Origin of the sequence: Brevibacterium sp. FAM 27836 (assembly GCF_051351055.1) — a bacterium.
In the GTDB taxonomy this organism is placed as follows: Bacteria; Actinomycetota; Actinomycetes; order Actinomycetales; family Brevibacteriaceae; genus Brevibacterium.
The window spans coordinates 3,117,542-3,133,126 of the sequence record NZ_CP195711.1 but is presented as its reverse complement, the minus strand read 5'-3'; the positions used below and the strand labels follow the sequence as shown (position 1 = coordinate 3,133,126).

The window sequence follows — 15,585 nt, the reverse complement described above, 5'->3', positions numbered from 1 at the left end:
TGGTGTCGACCATTGGAAGCAATGCTAAGCACAGACCGTCACATCTGTGCTCACTGCGACCAATTTCGACATACTTCCCACGAAGGGCAACTTCCCGCGAAGGGCATCGGCTCAGAGCAATTCGTCGAGCCCCCGCTCCCCTGCCGCGGACACGGCCTTCTTCACATCCTGAGCGTGAGAGCGGGAGGTGATGAGCAGAACGTCGTCGGTGTCGACGACGACGAGGTCTTCGAGTCCGACGATCGCCACCGTCCGCGGCCCTTCGGAGAAGACCACGCCCGAGGCATCGACTTCGAGCAGATCGGTGTTGCCGCCGATGGAGATGACCCCACGCGGTTCGCCGGGCACGGGCTGGCGCAGTCGGGCCACGGAGTCGAAGTCGCCGACGTCGTCCCAGCCGAAGTCGCCGGGGATGACGATGACACGGCCGGCGGCAGCGGCGGGTTCGGCCACGACATAGTCGATGGCGCGCTTCTCCAGGCCCGGCCACACCTCCTCGAGCACCTCCTGATGGTCGGGGGTGTCCCAGGCCTCGGCGATCCGGGAGAGTCCGGCGAAGAGGGCGGGGTCCTCCTCGGCGAGGATCTCGAGCAGGGATTCCGCTTTGGAGATGAACATGCCGGCGTTCCACCGGTAGCGTCCGGAATTCACGTACCGACGGGCAGTGCTCGCGGCGGGCTTCTCCGCGAACGCCAGCGCCCGACGAGCGGTGGGCGCCCCGTCGAGGCCGAGCAGATCGCCGGTCTTGATGTAGCCGTAGGCGGTCGCGGGGTTGCGGGGCATGATGCCGACGGTGACGATGTCCCCGGTCTCGGCGGCGGCCACGGCTTGGTCGATGACGAGGCGGAACTCGTCGACGTTCGTGATCGAGTGATCGGCGGAGAACGACCCGACGATCGCCGCAGGGTCTTCGCGGGCGATGAGCATGGTGGCCAGGCCGATCGCCGCGGCGGAGTCCTTGGGTGAGGGTTCGGCGACGATCTGAGTCCGTGAGATCCCGGGCAGCTGGGAGGCGACCTGGTCGAGGTGGGTCTCGCCGGTGACCACCCAGACCTTGTCCTCACCGACCATGGGGGCCACCCGATCCCAGGTGGCCTGGATCAGGCTGCGACCGAGCCCGAGCACATCGTGGAGGAACTTCGGGTTGGCGCGACGGGACAGCGGCCAGAGGCGGGTTCCCGAACCGCCTGCGGGGATGATGGCGTGGAAATGGGTATTCACGGAATCAGTGTCCCAGAGTTCGGGCATCGCTTCCCCGAGGTTGTCCGCCGTGTCGGAGGAGCTCAGCCGCAGCGTGGCGGTGGGGACAACCCCACCCCGGGGCCGCCTCGGTGACGGTCGGGGACCGCGTCGGCGTCAACCGCGGGGCTCGCAAGGGTCATGCAGGTCAGACCGGAGATCTCATCATTTAGCGCACACGACTGTGATGTAAATGAAAATCCGTGAGACGGGAAATCCCAGTTTTGAGGGAATTGCCAGGGTTGAGGTGTGATCCGGCACGCTGAGCGGTGTCTCGACTGGCACCGGAGCGGTCTTCGGCGTAGTTTCTAGACGTACACACCCCAATACTCAAGATGGAGGATGCTCCGTGGCCAAAGCGTCTACGGGCACTCTGTACCGAGGAAACGAAGGAATGTGGTCCTGGGTCGCGCATCGCGTCACAGGCGTCGGAATCTTCTTCTTCCTTCTGGTCCACGTGCTCGATACTGCACTCGTCCGCGTCTCGCCCGAGGCCTACAACGCAGTGATCGGAACCTACAAGACACCCGTCATGGCATTCGGTGAGATCGCCCTGGTCGCCGCAATCGCGTTCCACGCGTTCAACGGGCTGCGCGTCATTCTCGTCGATTTCTCGAAGAGTGGCCCGAAGAATCAGAAGAAGCTGTTCTGGGGAGTCATGGTCCTTTGGCTCATCATCATGATCGCCTTCATTCCTCGCCAGCTGATGCACACTTTCGGAGGCTGACATGAGCACAACATCCATTCCGGCTCCGCGGACCGGCTACTCCCGGCACAAGTCGACGCGTTCGAAGTTCGAGATGTTCGCATGGCTGTTCATGCGCGTCTCCGGCGTCATCCTCGTGATCCTCATCTTCGGCCACCTGTTCGTCAACCTGTGGGCCGGCGACGGCGTCCAGGCCATCGACTTCGGATTCGTCGCAGGCAAGTGGGCCAGCCCGTTCTGGCAGATCTGGGATCTGCTCATGCTGTGGCTGGCGATGCTGCACGGCACCAACGGCCTGCGCACCATCATCATGGACTACTCCGAGAAGCCCAGCACCCGCATGGCTCTGCAGGTGATCCTCTACATCGCCTCGATCATCGTCATCGTGCTCGGCACGCTCGTCATCTTCACGTTCGATCCCTGCCCGGCCGGAGCGGACCCCTCGGTCCTGGCTGAGTTCTGCAAGGCCTAAAGGAGAAACATGCAGGTACATCATTACGACGTCGTCATCGTCGGCGCCGGCGGCGCCGGCATGCGTGCGGCGATCGAATCGGGCCAGCGCGCCCGGACCGCCGTTCTCACGAAGCTCTACCCCACCCGTTCGCACACCGGTGCCGCCCAGGGCGGAATGTGCGCCGCACTGGCGAACGTGGAAGAGGACAACTGGGAATGGCACACCTTCGACACCGTCAAGGGCGGTGACTACCTGGTCGACCAGGACGCCGCCGAGGTGATGGCCAAGGAAGCCATCGACGCCGTGCTCGATCTCGAGAAGATGGGGCTGCCCTTCAACCGCACCCCCGAAGGCAAGATCGACCAGCGTCGCTTCGGCGGTCACACCCGTGACCACGGCAAGTCGGCCGTGCGCCGTTCCTGCTACGCGGCCGACCGCACCGGCCACATGATCCTCCAGACCCTGTACCAACAGTGCGTCAAGCACGGCGTGGAGTTCTACAACGAGTTCTACGTCCTCGACCTCGTCATGACCGAGGTCGAGGGGGTCAAGCGCCCGGCCGGCGTCGTGGCCTACGAACTGGCCACCGGCGAGATCCACATCTTCCAGGCCAAGTCGGTCGTCTTCGCCACCGGCGGAGTCGGCAAGGTCTTCAAGACCACGTCGAACGCCCACACCCTGACAGGCGACGGAATGGCCGTGACCTACAACCGCGGCATCCCGCTCGAGGACATGGAGTTCTTCCAGTTCCACCCCACAGGCCTCGCCGGCCTGGGCATCCTGCTCTCCGAGGCAGCTCGCGGTGAAGGCGGAATCCTCCGCAACTCCGACGGTGAGCGCTTCATGGAGCGCTACGCCCCGACGATCAAGGACCTCGCTCCGCGTGACATCGTCGCGCGTTCGATGGCCAACGAGGTCCGTGAGGGTCGCGGCTGCGGTCCGAACAAGGACTACGTCCTCCTCGACCTCACCCACCTCGAACCGGCGCATATCGATGCCAAGCTGCCGGACATCACGGAGTTCGCCCGCACTTACCTCGGTGTCGAGCCCTACACCGAGCCCGTGCCGGTGTTCCCGACCGCGCACTACGCCATGGGCGGCATCCCGACGAACATCAAGGCCGAGGTCCTCGGCGACAACGACACCGTCGTGCCCGGCCTCTACGCCGCAGGCGAATGCGCCTGTGTGTCCGTGCACGGCTCGAACCGTCTGGGCACGAACTCGCTTCTCGACATCAACGTCTTCGGCAAACGCGCCGGCATCGCCGCCGCGGAATACGCCCAGACCGCCGATTCCGTGGAACTTCCGGAGAGCCCGGAGACACAGGTCGTCGAGATGCTCGAGAAGATGCGCACCTCGGATGGCACCGAACGCATCGGCGCCATCCGCAAGGATCTGCAGGAGATCATGGACTCCAACGTCCAGGTGTTCCGCACCGACGAGACTCTGCGCGAGGCACTCGACGAGATCGCCAAGCTGCGCGAACGCTACAACAACGTGGGCATCCAGGACCGCGGCAAGCGCTACAACCTCGATCTGCTCGAGGCTGTCGAGCTGGGCTTCCTGCTCGAACTCGCCGAGGTCATCTCCGTCGCGGCCATCCACCGCAAGGAATCGCGCGGCGGACACTTCCGTGAGGACTTCCCCGATCGTGATGACGAGAAGTTCATGCACCACACGATGACCTACCTCGATCCCGAAGCGGAGACCGACGGCATCAAGGGCATGCGTCTTGAGACGAAGCCCGTCATCGTCACCCGTTACCAGCCGATGGAGCGTAAGTACTGATGAGCACCGACACCACCCCAGAGCCAGCCTCGAAGATCGATCTGCCCGAGCATGTCTCGGGCGAAGGCGGAAGCATTCCGTCCTTCGACTGCACCTTCCAGATTGCACGGTTCGACCCCGAACTCGATTCGGAGCCGCACTGGGAGGAATACAACATCACGATGTACGGCACCGACCGTGTGCTGGATGCCCTCCACAAGATCAAATGGGAGATCGACGGCTCGCTGTCCTTCCGCCGGTCCTGCGCCCACGGCGTCTGCGGCTCCGATGCGATGCGCATCAACGGCCGCAACCGCCTGGCCTGCAAGACGTTGCTGAAGGACCTCGACACGTCGAAGCCCATCATCGTCGAGGCGATCAAGGGTCTTCCGCTCGAGAAGGACATGATCGTCGACATGGAGCCCTTCTTCCAGTCGTACCGTGAGGTCATGCCGTTCCTCGTCACCTCCGGTCACGAGCCCACCCGAGAGCGTCTGCAGTCGGCCGAAGAGCGTGCGGCCTTCGACGACACCACGAAGTGCATCCTCTGCGCGGCCTGCACCTCCTCGTGCCCCGTGTTCTGGACCGACGGTCAGTACTTCGGACCGGCCGCGATCGTCAACGCGCACCGTTTCATCTTCGATTCGCGTGACGAGGGCGGCGACATGCGCCTCGAGATCCTCAACGACAAGGAAGGCGTGTGGCGCTGCCGCACCACCTTCAACTGCACCGAGGCCTGCCCTCGCGGCATCGAGATCACCAAGGCCATCGCCGAGGTGAAGCAGGCGATCCTGCAGCGCGCCTTCTGATCGCGACTGCCTGAAGTCCTACTGCTGCGGCCCCGCACCGATGGGTGCGGGGCCGTTTTCGCATTCTGCCGCCTCGGTTCCGGTGGGGGCGTCCGGTTCACGGCGCCTCGGCGCCGATGGAGGGCGGCGCGGCGGCGCTGGTGGAGGACGGCGCCTCGGCGCGGGTGGAGGAGCACGACCTGCGTCACTTCGGTGCGGGTGAGGCAAACCTGAGGACAGCGGGACGGACGCGAAAGTAGACTGGGGCGCATGCGTTTCACCCGCTCGTCAGCTTCCTCACTGCTCGCACTGCTCCTCGGTGCCGTGGCCGCAACAGTTCTGGTCGCGGCCCAGCTCGCCTACTCCCCCGCACCGGCGAAGGCAGCGCCACAGCCGGCGGAGTCGACGGCTCCGGCGTACGTGACGCCTGACGACCTCGGCGATGGGGCGAAGCCGCCGAAGCCGGTGGGCGTCTCCTGGCTCGTCGGTGACCTCGACAGTGGGAATCTGCATGCGGCGAAGAACATCGAGAAGCGGCACGCACCGGCTTCGACGATCAAACTGCTCACGGCTCTCGCTCTCGTCGATGTGCTCGATGACAAGAAGCAGAAGGTCAAGGCCGAATTCGAGGACATGGAGATCGACGGGACGAAGGTCGGGCTCATGCAGACGAACAGCTACACGGTCGATCTGCTCTTCCACGCCATGCTGATGTCGAGTGCCAATGATGCCGCGAACGCCCTCGGGCGGGCCGCCGGTGGTCAGGACAAGGCCGTGAAGCTCATGAACGACAAGGCCGCCGAGCTGGGGCTGGAGAACACGCATGCGGTGAACACCTCGGGCCTCGACGCGAAGGGGCAGTACACGAGCGCCGAGGACCTCATGAAGCTCGCGTGGGCCGTCTGCGAGGACGACTATCTCATGAAGGTCATCGGGACCGAGACTTATAAATTCCCCGGCGGGAAGAATCCGCAGACGAAAGAGAAGTTCAAAGGCTACGAGATTCAGAACCACACAAAGATCGTCGGGCAGGTCGACGGCGGACTGGGTCTGAAGAACGGCTTCACTCGCGCCGCGAAGGGCTCGTATGTGGCCGTAGCCGAACGAGACGGACACCGTGTCGTGGCGACGATGCTCGGCATCGACAACAACTCCCGGCAGGCCGCCGTCGACCTCCTCGAATGGGACTTCGCGCAGAAGGATCCGAAATCGCTGCAGACCGTTCCGGTGGGGACTCAGGCAACCGCCGAGGCGGACCCCACCGCTTCGGGCAGCGGCAGCGATGCCGGTGGAACCGACGAAGGGACGGCAGCGGCGTCGGCGGAGAAGTCGACGCCCGAAGAATCGGAGGGGGCGGCTGCCTCGGTGGCGTCTCGGTCCTTGGGTGCGGCGATGGACAATCCCCTCGCTCTCGGACTGCTTGCCGTGGGCGTCGTTCTGCTCACCCTCACTGCCGTGTTCTGGGTCAGGCTGCGGGCGCGCATGCAGGGGCGTCGCTGAGCTCTCGTCGCCCTGCATCGGCACGAAGCACCCTTCTCGACGAAGGTCTCACGGCGGTCACCGGCCGCGCATCTATGACCTCACGGGCCTCGAGTGGACAATTCTCGCTCGCGTCGGATATGCTGATTCTTTGCGTTCGAAGTTGTCCGCATTCATCGAACCGGTCGATGAGTTGCTCCTGACGACCGACAGTGAGAGTCGTAGGCCCCGATCCTGGTTCGCCCTTGCAGATGAATGTTCCGGACACCGTGTCTCTTCGAAACGCAGATCCCCATTGGCGATCACCCAGTCGCCGACTTCAGAACCTGACGAATAGCGTGCGTAGTTGCCTGCTATTCACAACCGAAGAAAGGAGGGAACCATGTCTGAGTTCCCACAGTGGGTCCAGCGCGGACTCATCCACGCAGGAATGATCGATCCCAAGATCAGCCGCGAATCCCGCGGTGAGACCACGATCGAAGATTCGACCGGTCGCATCGTGCTGTTCACCGGCACCTCGCTGCGCGAGATCACGCCGATGGCAGCCGCCTGACCGCCTGAACTGAAGAGGACGCCCACTCGCTGCCGGGTTTTACGCAGCGCGTGGGCGTCTGCTCATTCACTCCGGCCTCCGGCCTCCGGCGGCCGGGTCCGACGCAGCCGACGATCGCCGTGAGCATGCCCATTCGCTCAGCGCATCGATTCCCGATACTGTGAATGCCGAAGAGACCTCCCAACCCCACCGGCTATGTCTGATCTCCGCACTGATTCTGCGCACCTGGACGCTTCCCCCGCAGCGTCGACCCGATTTCAGCATCTCGAGGGGCTCCGCGGGTTCTCCATCGCTTTGGTCGTCATCTTCCACGTCTTCATCGGACGTGTCTCCTCCGGGGTGGATGTGTTCCTCTTCCTCGGTGGCACACTCCTCCTGTCTTCACAGATCCGCAACGCTGAGCGACTCGACGGACGTTCCTTCGCCCGTTCGGTGCTGCGCGTCCTCCTGCGTCTGCTCCCCGCGCTCCTCGCAGTCGTCGCCACGACCGTCGGCGGAGTCCTCATCTTCTACCCGCATCTGGACTGGGGACAGTGGCTGACGGATGCTTCAGCCGCCGCGAGCTTCTGGATCAACTGGCGTTTCGTCTCTCTCGGTTCCGATTACGATGCAGCGGGAATCGACAGCAGTCCCCTGCAGCATCTGTGGTCGATGTCGGTCCAGTTCCAAATCTATATTGCGATCATCGCACTCGTCTTCGCCTCACGTGGCCGTTCGGCACGGGTGCGGATGCGTCCACTGGTGTGGATCATCGCCCTGTTGTCGATGCTCTCGCTCCTCTGTGCGACCTGGATGGCCCTCGCCGGCGATCAGGGGGTGAACTACTACTCGACCTTCTCACGCTTCTGGGAGATCGGTGCCGGTGCGCTCCTCGGCCTGGTGCTGTTCGACGCCGAGCGCATCCGAGGCTCATCATGGCCACGGTGGCTCAGTGCCGTGCTGTCATGGGTCGGAGTGGTCATGATCTTCTCCGTCGGGCTGTTCTTCGACGGTGCCGAACAGTTCCCGGGGCCCCTGACTCTCGTTCCCCTCCTCGGTGCTCTGCTTCTCATCGGGGCCGGTCTCGTTCGCCAGAGGAAGCCACCGATCATCATCCGAGTTTTGGAGTCGGCTCCGCTGACCCGCCTCGGCACGATCGCCTACTCCTTGTACCTGTGGCATTGGCCGCTGCTCATCCTCACCGTCAGAGTCACCGGCATCGATGCGAAGAACCCTCTCGTCGGCGTCCCGGTGATTCTCGCTTCTCTGCTGCTGGCCGAGCTCACGCATCGGTGGGTGGAAATCCCACTGCGCCAGCGGACGGGGCCGGAGCCGCTGCCTTCCACCATCGCCCGGGCGCGGGTCGGCATGGTGGCGGTTCTGGTCCTCCTCCTCGTCTCTCCCCCGGCCTGGGCCGTTGGTCTCGTCGCGAACAGGGCCTACGTCGAGCACAAGATCTCGGCTGTCATCGCCGAAGGCCGCCCCGACTCCTACCCGGGTGCCGGCGAGATCCTCGACGGAATCGAACCACGCCTCGATGTGCCGATCATGCCGGGCCTGGCCTCACGGGACCCGATGATGCCGCCGACGGAGGCCGACCGATGCACGACACCGCAGAGCGACGACTCGATCATCTTCGACAAAGCCGACGGCGATCCGTGCTGGTACGGTGACACCGACTCGGAGCGATCACTGTATGTCGTCGGCGGATCACACAGCGAACAGTGGCTTGGTGCTCTCGACATCATCGGCAAGCGCCGAGGCATCCGGATCGTGCCTTTCACCCGCGCCGGCTGCCCTCTGTACTACAGTCCCACCGATGATACGGACTGCATCTCGTGGTCACGAAAGGTCGAAGAACACATCAGACTGCATCCGCCTTCGGAGGGCATATTCATGTCCTCGACCCGACCCACCGGAGACCAGGAGGAGGAGCCTGACTACGTCCCGGACGAGTACATCGACGTCTTCGAGCGTCTGGCCGAAGAGGAGAACACGATCTTCGCCGTTCGCGACACTCCGTGGCTGCAACTCGGCGACGGCGAGCATGTCGATCCGCGCGTCTGCGTCGGCGAGGACCCGAGCCGACGCTCATGCACCGTACCCGCCGAGTCGGTTCTGGCCGAGACCAATCCCGCTGCGGATGTCTTCGATACCGACAGCTTCATCCATCTCGACCTGAGCGAATCACTCATCCAAGACGGTCACGTGCAACCCGTGATCGGAAACGTCCTGGTCTTCCGTGACTGGAACCATCTGACCCATCAGTATGTGCGCACTCTGGCCGCGGAGGTAGAACGGCAGATGTTCTCGGACGCCGCCGATTCATAACCGACCACACCGCACGCTGAGCCTGCGGTCAGCTGCGTCCGGCCATCTCGCAGGTCCACCCCTCAGGGATGTCCGGGTTCGCCAGAGTCTCGAGAATCTCTGCGCCGAGATCATCGGTGAGCAGATCGTCGCCAGCCGGGTAGAGGATCTTCTCCTCCTTCTCATTGTGCGCTTCGAGTCCGTCTTCGAGGGACTTCCAGACCGGGGCGATCTCGGCCTTGTCGGCACCCGCATCCAGCTTGGCTGCGATCTCGTCCATCCGATCCCACAGCTCACCATGCTCACGGAGCATGACGAAGACCGGACCCATGAGTCCTCCGGTCTTCATCGCCGGAAAGTGCAGAACCTCTTCGACATAGATGTGGTGGCGCAGCCCCGCTGCGCCCGTGTTGAAAGCCTCGACGTCGAGCGGTCCACCCGCCGACAACGTCCGCGCGAAGGTCTCGAAATATCCGTCGATGCGATGGTGGTCACGCTCAAGGACCTCGCCGACGCTGAGTCGTCCGTTCTCCTCTGTTCCTGAGCCTGTCATGGTGTGCAACTCCTTCGACTGTCGGTGCGAGGAAATCGTCCTCGTCTGTCGATTGTGCCACTTCTGCCGAGGCGTCGGGTGAGCAGAGAAAGAGCGGCCCACCCGAGCCGGATTGCTCGAATGGGCCGCTTCAGTTCTCAGGACTCAGCGGTCTCAGAAGTCCCAGTCGTCGTCTTCGGTGTTCTCGGCCTTGCCGATGACGTAGGACGAACCGGAGCCGGAGAAGAAGTCGTGGTTCTCATCGCTGCCGGGTGAGAGCGCCGCCAGGATGGCCGGGTTGACCTTCGTGACCTCCTTGGGGAACATCGCCTCGTAGCCGAGGTTCATCAGCGCCTTGTTCGCGTTGTAGTGGAGGAACATCTTGCAGTCCTCGGCCAGTCCCACCGAATCGTAGATGTCGTGGGTGTAGGCGACCTCGTTCTCGTAGAGCTCGAACATGAGATTCATCGTGTAATCCTTGAGCTCGGCCTTGCGCTCTTCGGACTGCGACTCCAAGCCCTTCTGGTACTTGTAGCCGATGTAATAGCCGTGCACGGCCTCATCGCGGATGATCAGACGGATGAGGTCAGCGGTGTTCGTCAGCTTCGCATGTGCCGACCAGTACATGGGCAGGTAGAAGCCGGAGTAGAAGAGGAACGACTCGAGCAGCGTCGAAGCGACCTTGCGCTTGAGCGGGTCGTCACCTCGGTAGTAGCTGAGGATGATGTCAGCCTTCGACTGCAGGTAGGTGTTCTCTCGCGACCAGCGGAACGCCTCGTCGATCTCCTTCGTCGAGCACAGGGTGGAGAAGATCGAGGAGTAGGACTTCGCGTGCACGCTCTCCATGAACGCGATGTTCGTGAGCACTGCCTCTTCGTGCGGGGTGACAGCGTCGGGAATGAGCGAGATCGCGCCGACCGTTCCCTGAATCGTGTCGAGCAGCGTCAGTCCCGTGAACACGCGCATCGTCAGCGTCTTCTCGTCATCGGTCAGCGTCGCCCACGAGGGGATGTCGTTGCTCAGCGGCACCTTCTCCGGCAGCCAGAAATTTCCGGTCAGGCGATCCCACACCTCGTCGTCGATCGGATCGACGACGCGGTTCCAGTTGATGGCGTCGACGTGCGAGGCCAGAGTCAGATTCTCCAACGCTATCTCTCTTCCCAAAAAGTCTTGTTCTGCAAAAATCACGAAGTCGTCTTCGTGCTGAGTTTCAGCGGTCTGCTCGACAGACGGATGTCCGCTGTGCAGGGCCCCTGCTGCAGCGGCCCTGCACAAAGCCGGCGGACCGATTCACATCGGTCCGCCGTGCCAGTGGATCAGAGCATGCAGGAGACGCAGCCTTCGACCTCCGTGCCCTGCAGAGCGAGCTGCCGGAGCCGGATGTAGTAGATGGTCTTGATGCCCTTCCGCCAGGCGTAGATCTGCGCCTTGTTGATGTCACGAGTGGTGGCGGTGTCCATGAAGAACAGAGTCAACGACAGTCCCTGATCCACGTGCTTCGTGGCCTCGGCGTAGGTGTCGATGATCTTCTCGTAGCCGATCTCGTAAGCATCCTGGTAGTACTCGAGGTTGTCGTTGTCCATGAAGGGCGCCGGGTAGTACACGCGCCCGACCTTGCCTTCCTTGCGGATTTCGATCTTCGAGGCCACCGGGTGGATCGACGAGGTCGAGTTGTTGATGTAGGAGATCGAGCCCGTCGGAGGCACGGCCTGCAGGTTCTGGTTGTAGATGCCGTGCTCGGCGACCTGGGCCTTGAGCTCGCGCCAGTCCTCCTGGGTCGGGATCTGCACACCCGCCTCGTCGAAGAGCTCCTTGACGCGTGTGGTCCGCGGCTGCCACACCTCATCGGTGTACTTGTCGAAGTATTCGCCGGTGGCGTACTTCGAACGTTCGAAGCCGGCGAAGGTCGCGCCGCGCTCCTTCGCAATCTCCATCGACGCCCGTACACAGTGGTAGGCGACGGTGTAGAAGTACATGTTCGTGAAGTCCAGGCCCTCATCGGAGCCGTAGTAGACGTGCTCACGGGCGAGGTAGCCGTGCAGGTTCATCTGGCCCAGACCGATGGCGTGCGACATGTCGTTGCCGCGCGCGATCGACGGCACGGACTGGATGTCCGAGGTCTCGGCGACTGCGGTGAGGCCGCGGATCGCGGTCTCGATGGTCTGACCGAAGTTCTCCGAATCCATCGTCAGCGCGATGTTGAGCGAACCGAGGTTGCAGGAGATGTCCTTGCCGACCACGTCGTAGCCGAGATCATCGTCGTACTTGCTGGGTTCGGAAACCTGGAGGATCTCCGAGCACAGGTTGGACATGATGATCTTGCCGTCGATCGGATTCGCCTTGTTGACGGTGTCCTCGAACATGACGTACGGGTAGCCGGACTCGAACTGGATCTCGGCGAGAGTCTGGAAGAATTCGCGCGCTTTGATCTTCTTCTTCTTGATCGCTGCGTTGTCGACCAGCTCCGTGTACTTCTCGGTGACATTGATGTCGGAGAAGGGCACACCGTAGACGCGCTCGACGTCATAGGGGCTGAAGAGGTACATGTCCTCATTGCGCTTGGCCAATTCGAAGGTGATGTCGGGGATCACGACGCCCAGGGACAGAGTCTTGATCCGGATCTTCTCATCGGCGTTCTCGCGCTTGGTGTCGAGGAACTTGTAGATGTCGGGGTGGTGGGCGTGGAGGTACACGGCACCGGCACCCTGACGGGCGCCGAGCTGGTTGGCGTAGGAGAACGAGTCCTCGAGCAGCTTCATGACCGGGATGACGCCTGAGGACTGGTTCTCGATCTTCTTGATCGGGGCTCCGGACTCACGGATGTTCGTCAGGGCGAAGGCCACACCGCCGCCGCGCTTGGACAGCTGCAGAGCGGAGTTGATGGAGCGGCCGATCGACTCCATGTTGTCTTCGATGCGCAGCAGGAAGCAGGAGACGAGCTCGCCGCGCTGGCGCTTGCCGGCATTGAGGAAGGTCGGGGTGGCCGGCTGGAAGCGGCCGCTGATGATCTCGTCGACGAGCTGGGTCGCCAGCGTCTCATCGCCACGGGCGAGGAAGAGAGCGACCATGACGACGCGATCCTCGAAGCGCTCGAGGTAACGCTTGCCGTCGAAGGTCTTCAGCGTGTACGAGGTGTAGAACTTGAAAGCTCCGAGGAAGGTCTGGAAGCGGAACTTGTGATCGTAGGCCCGTTTCGACAGGTTCTCGATGAACTCGAAAGAGTACTGTTCGAGGACTTCGGGCTCGTAGTAGTCCTTCTCGACGAGGTAGTCGAGCTTCTCCTTGAGGTCATGGAAGAAGACGGTGTTGTTGTTCACGTGCTGCAGGAAGTACTGCCGAGCAGCCTGCTTGTCACGTTCGAACTGAATCCGTCCGCTCTCGTCATACAGGTTCAGCATGGCGTTGAGCGCGTGGTAGTCCAGATCCGTCTCTTCGCGGATGATGTCCTCTACATTGCGGTCTTCAGCGAGCTCGCGCACAGTTTATCCAATCCTAGATTCACAGCGTCGACGTCCTCCTGAGTGCCCAGGAGTTCGACTCGATACATGAGGGGTACTTGACACTTTGCTGCGACCTTGTGGGCCGCGCGGCAATAGTCCTCGCCGAAGTTCGTGTTTCCGGCGCCGATGACTCCGACCAAATGGCGGCGGTTCTCTTCGACATTGAGGAATTTGATGACTTGCCTGGGAACAGCCCCGCGATTGCGACCGGCCCCGTAGGTGGGGGTGACGAGAACGAATGGCTCATCCACTCGAAGCGTCTCTTCCTTGGTCAACGTCGGCAACCGCACTGCCGGGTGGCGCAGCTTGCTGACGAAGCGGTGCGTGTACTCGGAGTTGGCAGAGAAGTAGACCAGAAGCATTTCAGGCCACGACGGAAGCGTTCTGCTCGCCGACGAGAGTGGCGATCTTGTCCGGACGGAATCCCGACCAGTGATCGTTGTCGGTGACAACGACGGGGGCCTGCATGTAGCCCATGGCCTTGACGACGTCGAGGGCGTTCTCGTCGACGCTGAGATCGACCGACTTGTACTTCAGCCCTTTGGCATCGAGCGCACGGTAGGTTGCATTGCACTGGACACAAGCCGGCTTGGTGTACACGGTGATCATGACGACTCCTTCATTCTGCCTTGCGGCTCCGCGTTCTGGGTGGTGTGGCCGGCCTCTTCACCCGCCGATTCATGATGAAAATCACGAGGCGCAGGCTCAAGGGTGACCACTAGATGTTGTGTTCGGGTACGACCTTACCCCTATATCCAGTGTTACACCAGTGTGATTACGAGGTTCCACACCCTGTGACTTCACCGTCCACATTCGTCCACAGGCTGTGAACGACACCTATGTAGTTCGATGACCAGCGCGGACACTGGGAACAACGCTCGACAACCGAATTCTCTTCCCGTTTTCCACCGCCGTTATCCACCGGTTTCCACAGGAAAAATTTTTGCCTGTGGGTGTGTCGGGGCCTCCTCGGCGATCGTCTGCACACGGTGGAGTGAGGCACCCGTCACGCAGTCGTGGAGGCCGCGATCACACTGCTCTGCACTCCTTGTTCCGCGCTTCGTCCTCAACCTTCTTCCATCCGTCCCCCCGACCGATTCCCAGCGGTCCCTTGTCGTCTCACCGACGGTACAGATCGGTCCGGACATGAGATCTTCGCAGGCACCCCACGCCGGGACGTGTGTCAGCACTGGAACGACTTCGGCTGTCTCTGTGTCAGGGCCAACCAATATGCTGGAGACCACACCGCACCGAATCGAGAGGCTCCAGGACTATGACGGCAACGGCACCGGCCAATACTCAGGAGATCGCGCACGCACAGTCGATCCTCAACGGCCTCGAGTCCTACCTCGACCATTTCGTCGTCGGCCAGCAGCGTCTGCGCGAGTCGCTGCTCATCGGACTCCTCTCCAGCGGACACCTGCTGCTCGAAAGCGTCCCGGGCCTGGCGAAGACCACCGCCGCCGCGGCATTGGCCAATGCGGTCGCCGGGAAGTTCTCCCGCATCCAGTGCACTCCTGACCTGCTGCCGGCCGACATCATCGGTTCGCAGATCTACAACGCACATGAGGGCTCGTTCAACACCGTGCTCGGACCGGTGCATGCCAATATCGTCCTCCTCGACGAGATCAACAGGTCCTCGGCGAAGACCCAGTCGGCGATGCTTGAGGCCATGCAGGAGAAGCAGACGACGATCGGCGGCAGACGCTTCGAACTCCCCCGTCCCTTCCTCGTCATGGCCACACAGAACCCGATCGAGCAGGAGGGCACCTACCAGCTGCCCGAAGCCCAGCTCGACCGGTTCATGATCAAGGACCTGCTCACTCACCCGAACCCCAACGAAGAGGTCGAGATCCTCTCTCGCCTCGATTCCGGCGTCTTCGACAAGGACTCGGTTCCCGAACCCGCCTGCACGCTCGACGATGTCACGACCATGCAGCGCTACGCTCGCACCATCTACATCGACCCCGCGATCACCCGATATCTCGTCGAACTCGTCCACGCCACCCGCAATACGGGCAAATACCTCGGCCGGTTCGCCCCGTTCATCGAGTACGGGGCCAGCCCGCGCGCCTCGATCGCCTTCACGAACGCCGGCCGGGCGCTGGCGATGCTCCGCGGCCGCAACTACGTCATTCCCGAAGACATCAAGGATCTTGCCCACCGCGTGCTCGCCCACCGCATCCAGCTGAACTTCGAAGCCGCCGCCGAGAACATCACGAGCGCCCAGATCGTCGATGCCCTTCTCATGGCCGTTCCCACTCCCTGATCGGCGCAC

General features: G+C 62.6%; 14 protein-coding genes. 8 read left to right on the top strand and 6 right to left on the bottom strand.

Translation table 11 applies throughout. The annotated features are described in order from the left end of the window. Window positions 1-111: 111 nt before the first annotated feature. Window positions 112-1,221: a mannose-1-phosphate guanylyltransferase gene (locus ACSE4D_RS14005; protein WP_425118887.1), complete on the bottom strand. Its 1,110-nt coding sequence runs from the start codon at window positions 1,219-1,221 to the stop codon at window positions 112-114. 367 nt (window positions 1,222-1,588) lie between these two features. On the opposite strand from ACSE4D_RS14005, the gene sdhC reads away from it, so the two are divergent. The 7 genes from sdhC to ACSE4D_RS13970 all read left to right on the top strand — a co-directional run bounded on the left by sdhC (window position 1,589) and on the right by ACSE4D_RS13970 (window position 9,296). Beyond that, complete coding sequence (sdhC, locus tag ACSE4D_RS14000; RefSeq protein ID WP_135541421.1) at window positions 1,589-1,966, top strand: succinate dehydrogenase, cytochrome b556 subunit; 378 nt, start codon at window positions 1,589-1,591, stop codon at window positions 1,964-1,966. Between the two features lies 1 nt (window position 1,967). Further along, window positions 1,968-2,417, top strand: coding sequence for a succinate dehydrogenase hydrophobic membrane anchor subunit (locus ACSE4D_RS13995; RefSeq protein WP_135541422.1), 450 nt, complete (start codon window positions 1,968-1,970; stop codon window positions 2,415-2,417). A 9-nt stretch (window positions 2,418-2,426) separates the two neighbouring features. Beyond that, window positions 2,427-4,187, top strand: coding sequence for a succinate dehydrogenase flavoprotein subunit (sdhA, locus tag ACSE4D_RS13990; RefSeq protein ID WP_425118888.1), 1,761 nt, complete (start codon window positions 2,427-2,429; stop codon window positions 4,185-4,187). Next, a complete protein-coding gene (locus ACSE4D_RS13985; protein ID WP_425118889.1) occupies window positions 4,187-4,975 on the top strand; it encodes a succinate dehydrogenase iron-sulfur subunit in 789 nt (262 codons plus the stop codon). Before sdhA ends, ACSE4D_RS13985 begins: the two co-directional genes overlap by 1 nt. Window positions 4,976-5,224: 249 nt before the next feature. After that, window positions 5,225-6,454 carry a D-alanyl-D-alanine carboxypeptidase family protein gene (locus ACSE4D_RS13980; protein ID WP_425118890.1) on the top strand — a complete coding sequence of 410 codons (1,230 nt, stop codon included), beginning with the start codon at window positions 5,225-5,227 and terminating at the stop codon, window positions 6,452-6,454. Between the two features lie 361 nt (window positions 6,455-6,815). Then, complete coding sequence (locus ACSE4D_RS13975) at window positions 6,816-6,986, top strand: hypothetical protein (protein WP_167854462.1); 171 nt, start codon at window positions 6,816-6,818, stop codon at window positions 6,984-6,986. Between the two features lie 195 nt (window positions 6,987-7,181). Further along, entirely contained in the window at window positions 7,182-9,296 is a 2,115-nt protein-coding gene (locus tag ACSE4D_RS13970; RefSeq protein WP_436326114.1) for an acyltransferase family protein, read from the top strand. A gap of 28 nt (window positions 9,297-9,324) precedes the next feature. Here the strand turns inward: ACSE4D_RS13970 and ACSE4D_RS13965 are convergent, their stop codons facing one another. From ACSE4D_RS13965 to nrdH, 5 genes are all read right to left on the bottom strand, one after another. After that, window positions 9,325-9,828, bottom strand: a complete 504-nt coding sequence (locus tag ACSE4D_RS13965; RefSeq protein WP_135541433.1) for a hemerythrin domain-containing protein — start codon at window positions 9,826-9,828, stop codon at window positions 9,325-9,327. Window positions 9,829-9,981: 153 nt separating this feature from the next. Beyond that, window positions 9,982-10,953, bottom strand: coding sequence for a class 1b ribonucleoside-diphosphate reductase subunit beta (gene nrdF / locus ACSE4D_RS13960; protein WP_135541435.1), 972 nt, complete (start codon window positions 10,951-10,953; stop codon window positions 9,982-9,984). 170 nt (window positions 10,954-11,123) lie between these two features. After that, the gene (gene nrdE, locus ACSE4D_RS13955) at window positions 11,124-13,250 is read right to left on the bottom strand and encodes a class 1b ribonucleoside-diphosphate reductase subunit alpha (protein WP_240690003.1); all 2,127 of its coding nucleotides are present in this window, start codon (window positions 13,248-13,250) and stop codon (window positions 11,124-11,126) included. 5 nt (window positions 13,251-13,255) lie between these two features. Further along, window positions 13,256-13,669 (bottom strand): class Ib ribonucleoside-diphosphate reductase assembly flavoprotein NrdI, encoded by a 414-nt coding sequence (gene nrdI, locus ACSE4D_RS13950; RefSeq protein ID WP_135541439.1) that lies wholly within the window; start codon window positions 13,667-13,669, stop codon window positions 13,256-13,258. Window position 13,670: 1 nt separating this feature from the next. Next, window positions 13,671-13,916 (bottom strand): glutaredoxin-like protein NrdH, encoded by a 246-nt coding sequence (nrdH, locus tag ACSE4D_RS13945; RefSeq protein WP_135541441.1) that lies wholly within the window; start codon window positions 13,914-13,916, stop codon window positions 13,671-13,673. Window positions 13,917-14,580: 664 nt separating this feature from the next. Between nrdH and ACSE4D_RS13940 the strand changes: the two genes are divergently transcribed. Next, window positions 14,581-15,576: an AAA family ATPase gene (locus ACSE4D_RS13940; protein ID WP_135541443.1), complete on the top strand. Its 996-nt coding sequence runs from the start codon at window positions 14,581-14,583 to the stop codon at window positions 15,574-15,576. The last annotated feature ends 9 nt before the right edge of the window (window positions 15,577-15,585 follow it).